At 52.5% G+C, this 14,230-nt stretch carries 13 protein-coding genes; 5 read left to right on the forward strand and 8 right to left on the reverse strand.

Going from position 1 to position 14,230, the window contains the following annotated elements:
• Window positions 1–14: 14 nt before the first annotated feature.
• The 8 genes from ACVB80_RS10830 to ACVB80_RS10865 form a co-directional block, all read right to left on the reverse strand.
• Window positions 15–2,135 (reverse strand): alpha-galactosidase, encoded by a 2,121-nt coding sequence (locus ACVB80_RS10830; RefSeq protein ID WP_481081306.1) that lies wholly within the window; start codon window positions 2,133–2,135, stop codon window positions 15–17.
• Between the two features lie 243 nt (window positions 2,136–2,378).
• Window positions 2,379–4,067, reverse strand: coding sequence for a methyl-accepting chemotaxis protein (locus ACVB80_RS10835; protein WP_481081307.1), 1,689 nt, complete (start codon window positions 4,065–4,067; stop codon window positions 2,379–2,381).
• Window positions 4,068–4,209: 142 nt separating this feature from the next.
• Window positions 4,210–4,899 carry a DUF7847 domain-containing protein gene (locus tag ACVB80_RS10840; protein ID WP_481081308.1) on the reverse strand — a complete coding sequence of 230 codons (690 nt, stop codon included), beginning with the start codon at window positions 4,897–4,899 and terminating at the stop codon, window positions 4,210–4,212.
• 151 nt (window positions 4,900–5,050) lie between these two features.
• Entirely contained in the window at window positions 5,051–5,395 is a 345-nt protein-coding gene (locus tag ACVB80_RS10845; protein WP_481081309.1) for a DUF3316 domain-containing protein, read from the reverse strand.
• 447 nt (window positions 5,396–5,842) lie between these two features.
• A complete protein-coding gene (locus ACVB80_RS10850) occupies window positions 5,843–6,439 on the reverse strand; it encodes a beta-phosphoglucomutase family hydrolase (RefSeq protein ID WP_481081310.1) in 597 nt (198 codons plus the stop codon).
• Window positions 6,440–6,506: 67 nt separating this feature from the next.
• The gene (locus ACVB80_RS10855) at window positions 6,507–7,874 is read right to left on the reverse strand and encodes an L-serine ammonia-lyase (RefSeq protein WP_481081311.1); all 1,368 of its coding nucleotides are present in this window, start codon (window positions 7,872–7,874) and stop codon (window positions 6,507–6,509) included.
• A 100-nt stretch (window positions 7,875–7,974) separates the two neighbouring features.
• On the reverse strand, window positions 7,975–8,295 hold the full coding sequence (locus tag ACVB80_RS10860) for a MazG nucleotide pyrophosphohydrolase domain-containing protein (RefSeq protein ID WP_481081312.1): 321 nt from the start codon (window positions 8,293–8,295) through the stop codon (window positions 7,975–7,977).
• A gap of 55 nt (window positions 8,296–8,350) precedes the next feature.
• The gene (locus ACVB80_RS10865; protein WP_481081313.1) at window positions 8,351–8,845 is read right to left on the reverse strand and encodes a GNAT family N-acetyltransferase; all 495 of its coding nucleotides are present in this window, start codon (window positions 8,843–8,845) and stop codon (window positions 8,351–8,353) included.
• A 94-nt stretch (window positions 8,846–8,939) separates the two neighbouring features.
• Here ACVB80_RS10865 and ACVB80_RS10870 point away from each other — a divergent pair, with 94 nt between their 5' ends.
• From ACVB80_RS10870 to ACVB80_RS10890, 5 genes are all read left to right on the forward strand, one after another.
• Window positions 8,940–9,842, forward strand: coding sequence for a LysR family transcriptional regulator (locus tag ACVB80_RS10870; RefSeq protein WP_481081314.1), 903 nt, complete (start codon window positions 8,940–8,942; stop codon window positions 9,840–9,842).
• Window positions 9,843–9,935: 93 nt separating this feature from the next.
• Window positions 9,936–10,463, forward strand: coding sequence for a hypothetical protein (locus tag ACVB80_RS10875; protein WP_481081315.1), 528 nt, complete (start codon window positions 9,936–9,938; stop codon window positions 10,461–10,463).
• A 229-nt stretch (window positions 10,464–10,692) separates the two neighbouring features.
• On the forward strand, window positions 10,693–11,142 hold the full coding sequence (locus ACVB80_RS10880) for a type III secretion system chaperone (protein ID WP_481081316.1): 450 nt from the start codon (window positions 10,693–10,695) through the stop codon (window positions 11,140–11,142).
• A gap of 28 nt (window positions 11,143–11,170) precedes the next feature.
• Window positions 11,171–12,844: a hypothetical protein gene (locus tag ACVB80_RS10885; protein WP_481081317.1), complete on the forward strand. Its 1,674-nt coding sequence runs from the start codon at window positions 11,171–11,173 to the stop codon at window positions 12,842–12,844.
• Between the two features lie 96 nt (window positions 12,845–12,940).
• Window positions 12,941–14,203 (forward strand): condensation domain-containing protein, encoded by a 1,263-nt coding sequence (locus tag ACVB80_RS10890; RefSeq protein WP_481081318.1) that lies wholly within the window; start codon window positions 12,941–12,943, stop codon window positions 14,201–14,203.
• Window positions 14,204–14,230 lie beyond the last annotated feature (27 nt).

Raw genomic sequence — 14,230 nt, forward strand, 5'->3', positions numbered from 1 at the left:
ACTTAAAATACCGCTTAAATACGCTCAAAATGCACCAGCATCGCCGCTTCCGGGTCGAGTACCGGCACACTTAATCCAAACTGTTTCAGATACTGGCCTTTTACCACCACCTCGCCGTCTGTCCCCCACTGTGGGTGACGCTTCATCAGGCCACCACTTGAAAGCGGGTAATCCACCAGGGTCACCCGGTATTGTGCGTCATCATCCAGCCAGTCCGGACGTAGCGGCTCTGCCAGCGCATGATCCGGCATCGCCAGCTGGGCGATCACCACCAGCGCTTCATCATCGGTCTGCACGCCGTAGGTGTGGCGACGCTCATCATGGTTATCCAGATAGAAACTACGCCCGGAATGGAGCAAATGACGGTAACGTTTATGCAGTGCAATATAGTGTGCAAACTGCTGCTTCTCCTGGCTGCTCTCTTTGACCGGATCGAGCTCCACACCCATGTGGCCGGTCAGGGCGGTCAGGCCACGCCAGTGAATATCGTGTACCCGGCGGGTAGTGTGACTGTGTTTTGGGCCGATATGGGCCCCCATCAGCTCAGGCGGGAAGAACAGGCTCATGTAGCGCTGCATGGTCTGGCGCTCCAGGGCATCGTTACAGTCTGAGGTCCAGAAACGGCAGGTGTACTCCAGTACTTTGTAATCGATACGGGCGCCGCCTGATGAGCAGGACTCAAACTCTACCTGCGGGTGCGCCTGGATGATTTTGTCAAACAGGCGATAGACTGCTTCAGTCTGACCATGCACTGCCGCACGGCCTTCATGGCTGGCATGGGCCAGCTCGCGATTCATATCCCACTTAACGTAGCCGATGTTGTACTCAGACAGCAGCGCGTCCAGGTGCTGATACAGGTAGTCAAAACATTCCGGGATCTGCAGGTTCAGCGCATGTTGATTGCGCCCGGTCGGGATGTGATAGCCATCGGTGTCCAGCAGCCACTCCGGATGAGCGCGGTACAGGTCGGAATCGGTATTGACCATCTCCGGCTCAACCCAGATGCCGAACTCCATTCCCAGCCGGTTTACGTGGTCAACTACCGGCTTCAGGCCGTGCGGGTATTTGTCTGTGTCGAGCACCCAGTCACCCAGTGATGTGGTGTCATCGTTGCGGCCTTTGAACCAGCCGTCGTCAATGATGAAGCGCTCAACGCCGATCTCCGCCGCTTCACTCGCCATGCGGCAGATATATGCAGGATCGTGTTCAAAGTAGATTCCTTCCCAGGTATTAAGATGCACCGGGCGTGGCTTGTTACGGTCAAAGCGGATCAGGGTTTCGCGCACATAATCATGGTTAGCGTGACGCACGCCGTTCAGCCCCTGCGGGCTGTAAGCGCAGTGCAGTTTCGGGGTCTGATAGCTTTCACCGGCGGCCAGCTCCACCTCGCCCATCGACAGCAGCTCGGCAAACTGTACCAGTCGGCGGCCATCACTTTTCACATCAGCGCGCCAGTGGTGGTTACCACTCCAGCCCAGATGGAATGACCACACCTCACCGCTCTGATCACTAAAACCCGGGGTACCCAGCAGGCAGCCCGGGAAGTATTCGGCAGAAGTACGGCCACGGCGGTTCTCCTGATGGAAGCCCCCGTGACTCAGGGTATGGCGCAGTGGCTGAAACTCGCGACTCCAGCGCCCGTGCAGTGCCAGCATCTCCTGGGCACGGTGCGGCAGTGGCATGGTCAGGGCCAGATTTTTCAGCTGGTACGACGAATCACCAAGGTTGGTCAGGGTAAGCTGATGATTGAGTACCCCGGAGGTCTGGTGCAGGCTGAACTCTGCATTCAGCCGAAGCCCGGCGACTTTATCTTCCAGTACAATCTCAGCCCGATTCTGGGTTTGGGTATGACTGACATAGCCAAACACCGGAGCCCAGTCACTGCCCTGGCGATGCCCTTCTATGCCTGGTGAGCCATAGCTGCCCCGGCCAAACTCGGGACACACCGTCAGCGGAATGTCTTCATCCAGGCGAGCCTGTCCGACCCCCCTGTCGCTGGCGATGCACAGTGCCTGATACTCCTGCTCACCAATCGGGGATATGGCTTCCCCCCAATAAAGGATCTCAACCGCAGGGGTTAATTTCACCACCAGGCTGGTGGTAGCGCTGTGTAACTGAAAAAACTGCTCAGGCATAGTGATTCCTTCACTGAGGACCGCTTACCAAAAGGCATGCCGGTCAGACTAAGAAAAAATATCAGTCGCTATCATAAGAAGAAATCCGGAATGAAACCTTAATGCCGCTCACAAATGTAAACGTTACCACCACAACAAAAATAAATCAGCTCAATAAAAAAGGAGAGCACAAAAAGCTCTCCCTCTATAAACTGCATCTGAACAAATTACGACCAGCCTCAGCAGACTGGAAACGTTATCAGCCTATACCCGAAATTGCGCCATCAGCCCCTGCAACTGCTGGACGCAGGCAGCCAACTGAGTACTGCCAGAGGCCGTCACGTCCGCGCCTTTGATCACTTCACCGCCCGCTTGTTTGATCCCCTCCAGGTTCTGGCTGATTTCTTCCGCCACCACTGACTGCTCTTCACTGGCTGCGGCTATCTGGCTGTTCATCCTGCTGATCTCTTCCATCAGCCCGGTGATGTTTTCAAACGTAGCTTTGGTCTGGTGGGCATTTTCGACACTCTGCTCAACATACTGGCGACTCTGCTCTACGGTACTGACCGCCGATTTTGAGTGCTGCTGCAGACTGGTGATCAAGTCGTCTATCTGCTGGGTGGCTTCCTGAGTCCGGCTGGCCAGTGCCCTGACTTCATCCGCGACCACGGCAAAGCCTCTGCCCTGTTCACCTGCACGCGCAGCTTCAATAGCCGCGTTAAGAGCCAGCAGGTTGGTCTGCTCGGCAATACCATTAATCACCTGGATAATGCCGCCAATCTCGCTGCTGCTGTTGCTCACCTCACTCATTTTCTCAGCAGACTCATCAGAGACCTTCGCCAGACTGGCGTTGCTCTCTTCGCTGGCCATTACCACATCAAATCCCTGTTTAACCACACCTTCCGCGCCATCGGTGGCAGTGGAAGCATTTTGTGCGCTGGACGCCACTTCATTCACGGTGGCCGCCATCTCACTCATGGCAGTCGCGACCTGCTCTGTACTCATCTGCTGCTCTTCAATCGCCTGCTGATTACTTTGCGCGGCCCGGTTCAGTTCATGACTGACCTGTTCAAGGCTGGCAGCACTTTCCAGTACCTCAGCAATCATCTGGCGGAGCTTGTCACTCATCACAGCCATTGCGGCAAGCAACTGACCCACTTCATCCTGGCTGCTGCTGCGAATGCTGCGGCTGAAATCCCCTTTCGCCATGTGATTAGCCAGGTTCGAGGCCTGACGCAATGGAATCACCACATTACGGCTAAAGAGCACACCCAGTCCCATACCCAACACGGCAGCGATAATGCTGATAACCAACATGCCCCTGAGCGCATTCTGCTCTTCTTTTTGGGTATAAATCAGGGCCTCACCGGTCATGCCTTCCAGCTCAAGCAGAAAGGCTTCCAGCTCGAGATTCAGCTTATCCTGCTCGTGCTCAAGCGCTTCTGTAATCTGCTCCAGAGACGCCACATCGACACCGGCTGCTGCCTGGTCGAGCAACTCCATAGCATGTTTTTCATAACTTTTATGGTGAACGATAAGGGTATCGAGCTGACTGAGCAGAGCCTGCTCCTGCCGGCGCATCTCATCAGTAAAGGCATGCTCAATAGCTTTGAGCAAAATAGAGCGGGCTTTAACCAGCTCCTCTTCCACTTTGTGACCAATGGTGAGCGCCTGGTTTTCCAGCTGCTTTATCTCATCACTGGTGTGGAGCCCGGTTATCCCGGCATAACGCAGCGCTTTCTCGACCAAAAGGGCCGATTCGAGCTGATTCACCGTAATATGACTGGTGAGCTGAACCAGCGGCATGTTTTCTTTCGCAATACCGGTAATCTCCTTACCAATAAGATTCATTTTGGAGATCGCATAACCGGCACAGAGAGCCAGCATCAGCAACAACCCTGAAACCAGTCCCAGCACTTTGTGTCCGATTGCCCTGTCTTTAAGCCATTGCATAAGTCACCCTCAATGCTTTATGTACTTTTTATCAGTGTAGAGGGCTGTGGGAATTACGCGAACAGAGGGCAAAAATGCAGACAGAAACAGAGCGAAAACATAACAGGCCGGAAAGTTTCCGGCCTGTTTGGGGGAGCAAAAATCAGAGCGGATTATTAAGATCCGCGGGCTGTGTCTGTTGCTCCTCTCTCATCAGACAATAAATCCGGAAGCAGTATACGGTGGGCAGTGCGCTCAGAATGGTCGACAGAGCAGACTCGATAAAACTGGTAACAACATTCACCATCTCCAGCTCCTCAAACATACCGCTCACCGCCAAAGCAGGCACTGTGGCTACGATGATCATCAGAATATAGCCACCCAGCACCGGCCAGGTATTGGACTTAATCCGGGTCCAGCTGTCCGACAGAGATTCATAAGCCGGTCGTCCTTCGACTACCGCGTAAAACTCAGCAAGTATCAGGCGCGACATAAGTATAAGGCCGGGTATCACCAGCGCCAGAAAGCCCAGCATCAGCAACAATCCACTCATCAGATACACAGCAGCAAGACGCAGATAAGACGGCAGACCTTCCCGGTAGCACTCCAGCACAGACAAGCGTTCACCTTTAACCGATGAGGCGAGTAACACAATCAGTGCCGCCTGATAAACCGGCAGCAGCAGCAGAGGCAACCAGATGATAATTCCGGGCGAGCTGTTTTCAGTACCTGCCGGGATCATGGAGTAAAAAAACTCGTTCAGCACAACGGCGGGCAGCAGCACCATGACGATGGCAGCAAAGTTACGCTTGTAGAAAAAACCAGACTCGCGGCAAACCTGGAAGATCTGCATTTCTCTTATCCTTAAGATTCGGGAAGTTATTAATAACTATAGTAAATCAAAAAAAACTTACCGTCACGGATGGGAAAAGAATGCAAAATTGAAAAGCAGGGGCAGGAAGGACGACCATCCGTGGTCATCGGGACTTAAACGGGTACGGGGCTCAGCTGTGCTCATTTTCGCTGTAGTGGTAGTCAAGGCTCACTACCGCGCGGTACTCAACCACACCACGCTCCGGCGATACCTGCTCAACGGTTACTTCAGCACTATCGATACCAATGCTGTTATGCACCAGGCTGCGCCCGCTCAGACCCAGCTTAAATGCTTTCTTCTGCTGGTCGGCCTGCTTAACCTGCTCCGCCATATCGTGGCCCGCGTTCATTGCCTGCTCAGCACTCTGATAACCCGGTGTGGTCATTGACGTTGAACCAGACAGGGTCACCGGAGCCGCAAAGGCACCCGCGCTGAGAGAAAGAAGTGCAGCAGCAGTGATCAGTTGTGTTTTCATGGGCGTTTCCTCATTTATTGTTCTGTTAGCAGGTTCATCCTGCGACAACTTCATCCTATGCCTGCCCGGAACCGGTTCTGTCACCCGAAAGTAAACACAGGTAAGCAATCCGAAAAGAGACTGCAAAATCACTGACACATTTACAACAGAGTCAGTGTTGTGCCAAAGAGCGCCCGATACGGGAACTAAATGTGAAATTTACTTACAACAAAAGATTGACCACGATCACGCTTATTGCCAGAATAGCGCTGTTCCACACACTTAATGAAAGAAAACAACATGATTGATTATCTGAAAACCGCAGCCGGCTTTATGCTGTTGCTGACCGTCATGTTTGGGATCACACTGACGAATGCACTCTACTGGGCTGGCGTGTTATAAGCCCGGATCAAAGGAATTGAAAACAACAAGGCCACCTTTTCAGGTGGCCTTGTTGTGTAATACCACTCAGCAGGGATAGAAAACCAGCTTATCCCCTTCTACCATAATGCAGTCCATGCCCGCAGCATGCGCCGCCTGCATACCGAGCACAGTATCTTCAAACACAACACAATCTGCCGGGGCCAGGCCCAGTTTCTCTGCAGCCAGCAGGAAAGTATCCGGGTTCGGTTTGTGGTTGGTCACGTCGCTGGCCGTGACCAGCGCATCCAGTTTTTCCAAAAGGCCTTTGCCAGACAGCAGACGCTCCGCATTTTCACGCAGACTGCCGGTACCCACGGCGACTTTCTTACTGCCACGCAGACGCTCAAACACCTCATTGGTGACTTCAATCAGATCGCCGTGATAATCAATGGCAGCGAAGTGCGCCATCTTGGTTTGGGCGACTTCTTTCGGGTCCAGGTTCATACCAAAGCGCTTATTCACCTCCAGGGTGATCTTGGAGCTCGGCATCCCACCCAGACTGTGGATCCACTCGCGGTCAAACGGAATATCATATTGTTGGGCGGTTTTCTCCCACGCATTCAGATGGGAAGGCATGGTATCGATCAGGGTACCGTCCATATCAAAGATCAGACCCTGGTATTTTGAATAATCTGTTGGCATATTTTCTGGCCGGGCAAAGCAAAAGAGCCAGTCTATCAGACCGGCTCTTTTTTGCATCTGCGGAGGACTATTCACACGGCGCGATATGGATAACTGCCAGCCCGCCAAGGGACGTTTCGCGATACTTCTTGTTCATATCCTTACCGGTCTGAAGCATAGTCTCAATCACCTTATCCAGCGAGATAAGGCACTTACTGTTTCGCTTGAGCGCCATTCTCGAAGCATTGATCGCTTTCACCGCGCCCATAGCATTACGTTCAATACAGGGCACCTGCACCAGACCGCCGATCGGGTCACAGGTCATCCCCAGTGAATGCTCCATGGCGATTTCTGCCGCCATACAGATTTGCTCGTTGCTGCCGCCACGCAGTGCCGTCAGCCCTGCAGCTGCCATCGAAGAAGAGACCCCGATTTCGCCCTGACAGCCCACTTCCGCACCGGAAATCGACGCGTTCATTTTATACAGCATGCCAATCGCACCCGATACAGCGAGAAAATCACGCAACTGGGTCAAATCCAGCTCGTGGATAAACTCGTGGTAGTACATCAACACAGCAGGGATCACGCCTGCCGCGCCATTGGTTGGTGAAGTCACCACCTGGCCACCAGCGGCATTTTCTTCACTCACCGCAAAGGCATAAGCGTTGATCCAGTCCATCGCTTCCATAGGATCATTCTCAATCGCCGCATTGGCCCTGAGTTTCTTCACCAGCGCCGGAGCACGGCGCACCACGTTCAGCCCGCCTTCAAGAATACCCTCAGTGACAAAACCACGCTCAACCCCGGCCGACATCACCTGCCAGACTTTTTCTGTGCGGGCGTTAATCGCATCCTGACTGTTAAATGCCAGCTCATTTTTCAGCACCAGGCTGCCGATACTCAGGCCATTTTTATCCGCCATTGCCAGCATCTCATCGGCCGAGCCAAACGGATAATCCACCTCCACGTTTTTGCTCAACAGCCCCTGCTCCAGCTCTTTGGCGGTCGAGATAAAGCCGCCACCGGTGGAGTAATAGGTCTCCTCTGCCAGCACCTTACCGCCCTTATCAAAGGCACGGATCATCATGCCGTTTTCATGCAGTGGCAGGTTTTCATCATGAAACAGCAGGTCTTTCTCCCGCTCAAAGGCGATGGTGTGTTCACCCAGAAGCGGCAGCACGTTGTTTTCCAGACTGCGGCTCATCATCTGATTAGCGTTAGCGATATCGATACTGTCAGGTTTATTGCCCATCAGGCCCAGAATAGCGGCCCGGTCGGTATGGTGGCCTTTGCCGGTCAGGGAGAGTGAGCCATACAGATCTACCTGAACCCGGTGAACCTGTTCAATTTGCGGCTCCACCATCTGAACAAAGGCATAACCGGCCAGCATAGGCCCGTTGGTGTGAGAACTGGAAGGGCCTACGCCCACTTTGAAGATATCGAAGATTGAAAGCATACAGGGTGACTCCACAGCTGATCCCGGATGCTTAAAGCGTAGTCGAGTCAGTCAGGCGGCACAGAAGCAGGTGATAGATCAGCCGCCCGGGTCACAGTTTTTACTTCACCCACGTACGCTGCTTATTCCGCTCTTCTTTGGTCAGGAACGCCTGCTCAAGGTCTATATCATAGCGGTTGGCAACCGAGCACACATAGATAAAAATATCTGCCAGTTCATCGCCAATATCCCCGACTTTCGACGCAGGATCAGTGGCAATGCCCTCAGCTTTGCGCACCGCCTTAAACAGCTCTCCGATCTCTTCCCCCAGCAGCAGACACTTCTGCTGTGCGTTCTGATCGGCAAAGCCACGCTCCTGTTCAAGCTCAGTCACGTAGCGCTGAAAATCCCTGAGCGTTGGGGAAGAGTTAAGAGTCGGCATGATAAGTCCTTGATTGAATATGGATTAACCATCATGCCGCTGAATCAGTCATGGATCAAGCGAGGCTTTTCAGCATCCAGACATCACACCCATTGTGCTCTGTACCTGGCATAGGTTCACTCAGATGAGCGAAGCCGAGTTTTTCATACAGGGCGATAGCTGAAGTCATGTTGGTGAGAGTATCCAGGTAACACTGGCGGTAACCGTAATTTTCGGCAAACTCCATACAGGCCTGCGCCAACTTTGCACCCAGCCCAAGCCCGCGGCCCTGGGGTAACAAAAACAGCTTTTTGAGCTCACACACTTCGCTGCTGCCGTTAAAAGGAGCGATACCGCAGCCACCCACCACTTCTCCGTCCAGCAGCGCCACCAGATAGAGGCTGCCCTGCTGCTGATGGTAGTGCTGACTCATGCACTCCACTTCTGCATCCGAAGGCCCGAATCCTTCTCCGACTGCACCAAACTCAGCACCGACGGCGCGGATAATATCGCGTACTTTTGGGTCATGTTCGGCGGTGATTGGGGTTAGTTCGGGTTGTTTAGTGCTCATTCCGGCTCTCCGTTAATCATGTATCTGCTTCACATCCTATCCTTGACAAGACTATTCCACAAAACGATATTTGGAATACATGAAATGAAATAAAGTGATAGCATTGAACAACTACCGGCTTTTACCTGCACTCAAGGTGCTGCTGACTACCCGCAATGTATCCGCGGCCGCAGAGCAAATGAACGTCACACAGTCGTCAATGAGCAAAACGCTCAGCCAGCTGCGTGAAGCCTTTGACGATCCTCTGCTGGTCAGGGAAGGCAATCAGTTCCACCTTACCGTCCGGGCACGGGCACTTCAGCAACGTCTTCCCACCCTGCTGCAAGAGCTTGAGAGCCTGTACCGGCCAGATGAGTTCATAGCCGCGCACTCCGGACGCTCTTTTTCTCTGGCTCTGAGTCCATTCTTCTCCACCGGTGCCTTACCGTCTGTTATTTGCCAGATGCAAAACGAAGCCCCGGACACATCGCTGCACTGCACTCACTGGGAAGACAAAGGGGCAGAGGCACTTGCTACCTCCAGCCTGGATCTGGTTGCGGTGGTATGCGAAGAGGTGCCGGAAGGATTGTATGGAAAAACCATTGGGCGGGATCACTACCTGGTCGCCATGCGACCAAATCATCCGCTGGCAGAGAAAAAACTCTCTCTTGCAGATTACCTGAACGCAAAACATATTCAGGTGGAGGGGATCAGTGACCGTGTCCGCCAGGTAGATGCTGTACTCGGCCCCCTTGGTAGCAGAGACATCCTGGCCCGTGTTCCTTCCTTTGAGACTGCGCTGACGACCTTATCAGGCTGTGACGCCCTGATCACTGCTCCGGCTCATCTGCTGGAAAAGAACAGTCATAAACTGCACACTGCAGTTTCCCCACTTGAACTGCCACAACACAGTTACATGCTGCTGTGGAATGCCCGCCATCATCACGATCCGGAGCACAAGTGGTTTCGGGAACTGGTAGCCACAGAACTCACTGGCCAGTTCTGTAACCCGGACTAAGTTTTTTGTTAAGCCTTTGTCAGGCCCATTGCCGGGCTTTCACAGGTTAAGTAATGTAGGGCCATACCAACCTGCTTTGACTGAGGAACAAGCATGAAAAAAACCATGATCACCGCCGCACTGGCTTTGTTGTCTGCCCAGGCGATGGCCGCTGATAACCCGGATATCCTTGTTTTGAGCCTGCAGACCAAAGTAGCCGGAGAAGTAGTGCAGACAACCGATCTGTACACCAATCAGCTTAATCCCAACGTCAGCAGCGTATCTGATCAGTACCGCCTGGTGGTGAACGGTCAGGAAGTGGAAGTACCGGAGCAGGTTCTGGCAGATCTGAACCATACCCGCCGTGAGTTCAGCTACAACAGCATGACCGATGGCATTAAAGAGATTCAAAACCAAAGCATGTGCATGCTGGGTGGTGACTCAACTGGCTATGTGTTGCAAACCCGCTATCTGACATTTGAGAACCACCAAATCGCTGGCGATGAGATGAAGCCGGTCTACGCAGAAACAGGTAACTGTCTGTTCAATGAGTTCTACGTACCAAACAAGCGCAATTCAGAGCTCAGGGCGGCAAAATCGCTGGCGGTAATGAAAACCCTGTCTCAGCTTTACGCTCAGTAACCCCCGATTCAACAACGCCCGGCGGGTCCGGGCGTTATTCTTACCAAAAAGAGCCCGGTACCTGCTCCCCCAATACCACACAATCAACACCTCACAGAAATTCTTACGGCTAAAAACCTCACACCCTGAATTATCGCAATCTAAAACATCGCAGCCATTGCTGACAGAATCGTCAGCATACCTCGAATACAGTATCCATATACTGATTAATGTTTTGAGGCAGCCACTGGTGAACACACTAACCGAACAGCTTTTACAGGAACTGGCAACAGAACTGGGGATCGCCCCGCTTGCCGTTAACGAAGATGGCCACTGCGCACTGGTTGTCGACAACGATATGCTGCTGGATATCGAGCTCAAACCGGAGCAGGAACGCCTGATCCTGACCGCTCTGGTCGGCACCCTGCACTCATCATCACGCTCTGAACAGCTTTCAGGCCTGATGCAGCTCAATATGGCCCTGTATAAAGAGCTCGGGATGTGTTTAAGCCTGGAAGGGCAAACCAACAGCATCGTTTTGACCCACAGCGTAGACGCCGGGCTCTCGTCAGTCTTTGACCTTGAGAATGCCCTGTCGCTGTTTCTCAAACAGACAGAAAAATGCCGTCATCTGCTCGAACACAGACGCCAAAACCCGGCACCAGCCAATATCCTACCGGGCCAGGCAATCTGCGTCTGAGCCCTTTGTCAGTCAAAAAGGTACCGTCATGACAATACAACTACAACAATTTCTCAGCGTGGCCAAAAGCAGCAATGTGGTGGCACGACAGGACGAGCAGGGCGATATCGGGCTGAAAAGCGGCCGGTTTGAAGGCCGCACCCTGTCCCCTCTGAGTTCTGCACGCAATGCTCTGCGTGACCAGAATCTGCAAACCACCGGCCTTTTCTTAAACGCCCTGCAAAAAGAATATGGCAGTGAGATTACCTCACACCTGGCATCCAGACTGGATCTCAACAGTGGTGCCAGACCACTCAGCGGACGGGTGATCCATGGTATCGTCAATGACGCCAGTGCGATTAAAAAGGCGATGACAACCTTCAATGCCCGGTCGGTAAACGAGTTTATGGCGGCGCCAAACGGCGCAAAAAAACTATTGGGAGAGAACGGACACAGCCAGTGGCTGGCCCCGGGTAACGCAGCGGGAAAACAGTTTGCCGGTTTGCTCCACAAAGCAACGCAGGGCTGCACTCATCAGCTGACCCAGCGCGAGATATCTCAAATCGCCCTGCAGGTAATTGATACCATCCATAACCTGCCAGCGGCGATCAAAAAGGACTTCAGCCAAATTGTCAGTGCGTTTAACACCCGGGACCACCATCAGGTATTAACTGCACTGGATAAGTGCGCTGACAAAATCATGATGCGCGCCCAGTTCGACCTTGCAGATGTGGATAAAGAGAAACTGGGCGCTGACGATAAAAGCGGCTATCAGCAGCGTATCGTTTCTGAACTGACTCAGAACCTCTCAAAAGCTGAGGCCGGAAAATTGCTGAATACGCTCCTCAACCACCCAACCAGTAAAGAGATCACTCAACTGCTGGGCTCTCCTGGCTTTAAGATGCAGGTGATGGAAGAGTTAGAACAGGCGGATGCGCCTTATGAAGAGCAGATGCTGATACTGACCCAGTTATGCCGCACCGAAACCCTGCTCGACGCCCTGATGAGTGAACTGGATAAGCGTGCTCATGGTAGTGATCATGCGTCTCAACGCCTGAACGACTGGGCAGGAAAGTATGGCCAGGGCGAAGGTGCAGGAGAAATCTCAGCCTCCAGCCCGGAGTTTGCCCGGGCTTACCTCACCATGCAGGCCAGTGACAATGGCGTCGACCTTGCAAGCTGTGGCCTGAATGATGTTCAGGGCAATGAGAATCCAAAACAGTACACCGAACTGGCCGATCTCAGCGGAGTGCAGACCTCTCTGAATGAGATTTCAGCCAAAGCCGGTAGCAGTGTCAGTGAACAGTTTGCCAAAGACTTTGGCCGGGCAACCTACCTGGTCGATGGCACCCAAATCAGCCGCAATGAAAACCCGAATCTGGATGACATCAGCAAAATGCCGGCAGTGGCAGGCTATTTCGCCAACCAGGAGCTGTTTGCCGGTGTTCTGACGTCGCTGATGGCAGAGCAGGGAATCACACCGGTAGGTGACCCTGCCTCTGTTTTCAACCTGTATACCAGCGAAGACGGCAGCATGCAGCTGCACGCTCAGCTGGATATGGACCTGAAAATGATGATAGGCCTGCAAGACAGCCAGCCACTTGACCCGGCTCAAAGCTCATTCCACCTTGAAGTGAACCTGACCATCAAACCAGACGGCGACCAGATAAGCACCGAGCTTAACGGACCGGTAGCAATTGATTACCGGGCGGTATTACTTTAACAAGCGCCTGACAGCGGCCAGTTATTGTCCAGCCGCTTTTTACAAAGTTCGCCAAACACCATAGGCACAAATAAATCTGGAAATGGAATTAAGAATATGGAATCAATCCCGGTTAACTTCCTTGATAAAATCAAGTATGAGATAAACAAACAAAACAGCCCTCAGTACTTTATGCAGTTCTGGAAACTGGAGGGACAACTGGACAACCAGCGCCTGCAGCAGGCTCTGAAATCTCTTTATCAGCAAGTTCCCAAACTGAGCCAACGTCTTATCCATGATGAGCAAGGCTACCGTTACCAACCTTGTAACTATCAACCAGCAGTGATTTTAAAAGACGCTACCGGCTCAACACTGGACTGCCTGCAATTAATGCTCAGCCAGAACCTGAGTGATATCGTTTATCAGTCTGACTCTGCTCCGGTTATTGCTGTCAAAATAAACTCATCAGAACAAAACGAAACGTTACTCTGCCTTCTGTTTAATCACATCTTTGTTGATGCACCATCCGGCTACCTGCTTAAAGAACTTTTGGTAGCCAACTATAACGAAACGGACAGCGATATACTCCAAACCCTGCGGACGATTTCTGATCAGAATTTTATCTCTGAGCAGGCAGAAAATCCTGATGACTTCAGGCAGGCATCAGAGCAATACCGTTCCCAGTCTGCCGCATACCTGTCACCAGAAAACCACGTTTCTCTTTTCTATCACGAAAACAGCTCTGACAACGTCCTGTTCAGATGTTTCGATATTGATTGCCGGTCACTGAGCAGACAGCCCGGAATCAGTCTGAACAGTCAGGTTTCTGCAGCTATTGCCCGGGCATTACTGGAGCTCAAATCCGACATACTGGGTACCAGCATCTCGCTCTCCATCACGACCAATGTTCGCCAGGGCGATGAGAAGCTGATCGGCAACTACGTGAGCGCTATCCCGGTCAAACTAACCCATGACGATATAGAGACGATGACCTCTGCCTTCCAGCAACAAATTGACGCGTTCAAAGCAACGCCTCTGCGGGGCCTTCTCTCCTACGCTGCATTTGCCTCGGGATTTGCCAACGCATCACCACAACAGTTAATGGACGGGTTCCGTCTCGTGAGTTCTAAGTCCAACGCATATATTTCGAACTTCGGAGTGTATAATCGCGAGGGCTCCGACGAGCTGAATTTTATGGGTACCAAACAACTAAAAGCCGGTGGCTTTAACTTTCCGCTCCAGGGACATTATGGTCTGATTTTCACTCTGGTTCCTTATGCGGATAAAGTCGGAATGGGGATCGCGGTATCTCCGTCGGTATTCAATGACTCTGAGATAAAGCAACTTGTCGCACTGATTCAGAAGAGCCTTAAGCAATAGTGCGAGAGCAATAATGGGAGGGATTTC

Source organism: Vibrio sp. 9-16B-A1, assembly GCF_056726165.1.

What these genes read in the sequence shown, in the direction of transcription:
- ACVB80_RS10830 (WP_481081306.1), bottom strand. Translation starts at nt 2,135, where the DNA reads ATGCCTGAGCAGTTTTTTCAGTTACACAGCGCTACCACCAGCCTGGTG.
- ACVB80_RS10835 (WP_481081307.1), bottom strand. Translation starts at nt 4,067, where the DNA reads ATGCAATGGCTTAAAGACAGGGCAATCGGACACAAAGTGCTGGGACTG.
- ACVB80_RS10840 (WP_481081308.1), bottom strand. Translation starts at nt 4,899, where the DNA reads ATGCAGATCTTCCAGGTTTGCCGCGAGTCTGGTTTTTTCTACAAGCGT.
- ACVB80_RS10845 (WP_481081309.1), bottom strand. Translation starts at nt 5,395, where the DNA reads ATGAAAACACAACTGATCACTGCTGCTGCACTTCTTTCTCTCAGCGCG.
- ACVB80_RS10850 (WP_481081310.1), bottom strand. Translation starts at nt 6,439, where the DNA reads ATGCCAACAGATTATTCAAAATACCAGGGTCTGATCTTTGATATGGAC.
- ACVB80_RS10855 (WP_481081311.1), bottom strand. Translation starts at nt 7,874, where the DNA reads ATGCTTTCAATCTTCGATATCTTCAAAGTGGGCGTAGGCCCTTCCAGT.
- ACVB80_RS10860 (WP_481081312.1), bottom strand. Translation starts at nt 8,295, where the DNA reads ATGCCGACTCTTAACTCTTCCCCAACGCTCAGGGATTTTCAGCGCTAC.
- ACVB80_RS10865 (WP_481081313.1), bottom strand. Translation starts at nt 8,845, where the DNA reads ATGAGCACTAAACAACCCGAACTAACCCCAATCACCGCCGAACATGAC.
- ACVB80_RS10875 (WP_481081315.1), top strand. Translation starts at nt 9,936, where the DNA reads ATGAAAAAAACCATGATCACCGCCGCACTGGCTTTGTTGTCTGCCCAG.
- ACVB80_RS10885 (WP_481081317.1), top strand. Translation starts at nt 11,171, where the DNA reads ATGACAATACAACTACAACAATTTCTCAGCGTGGCCAAAAGCAGCAAT.
- ACVB80_RS10890 (WP_481081318.1), top strand. Translation starts at nt 12,941, where the DNA reads ATGGAATCAATCCCGGTTAACTTCCTTGATAAAATCAAGTATGAGATA.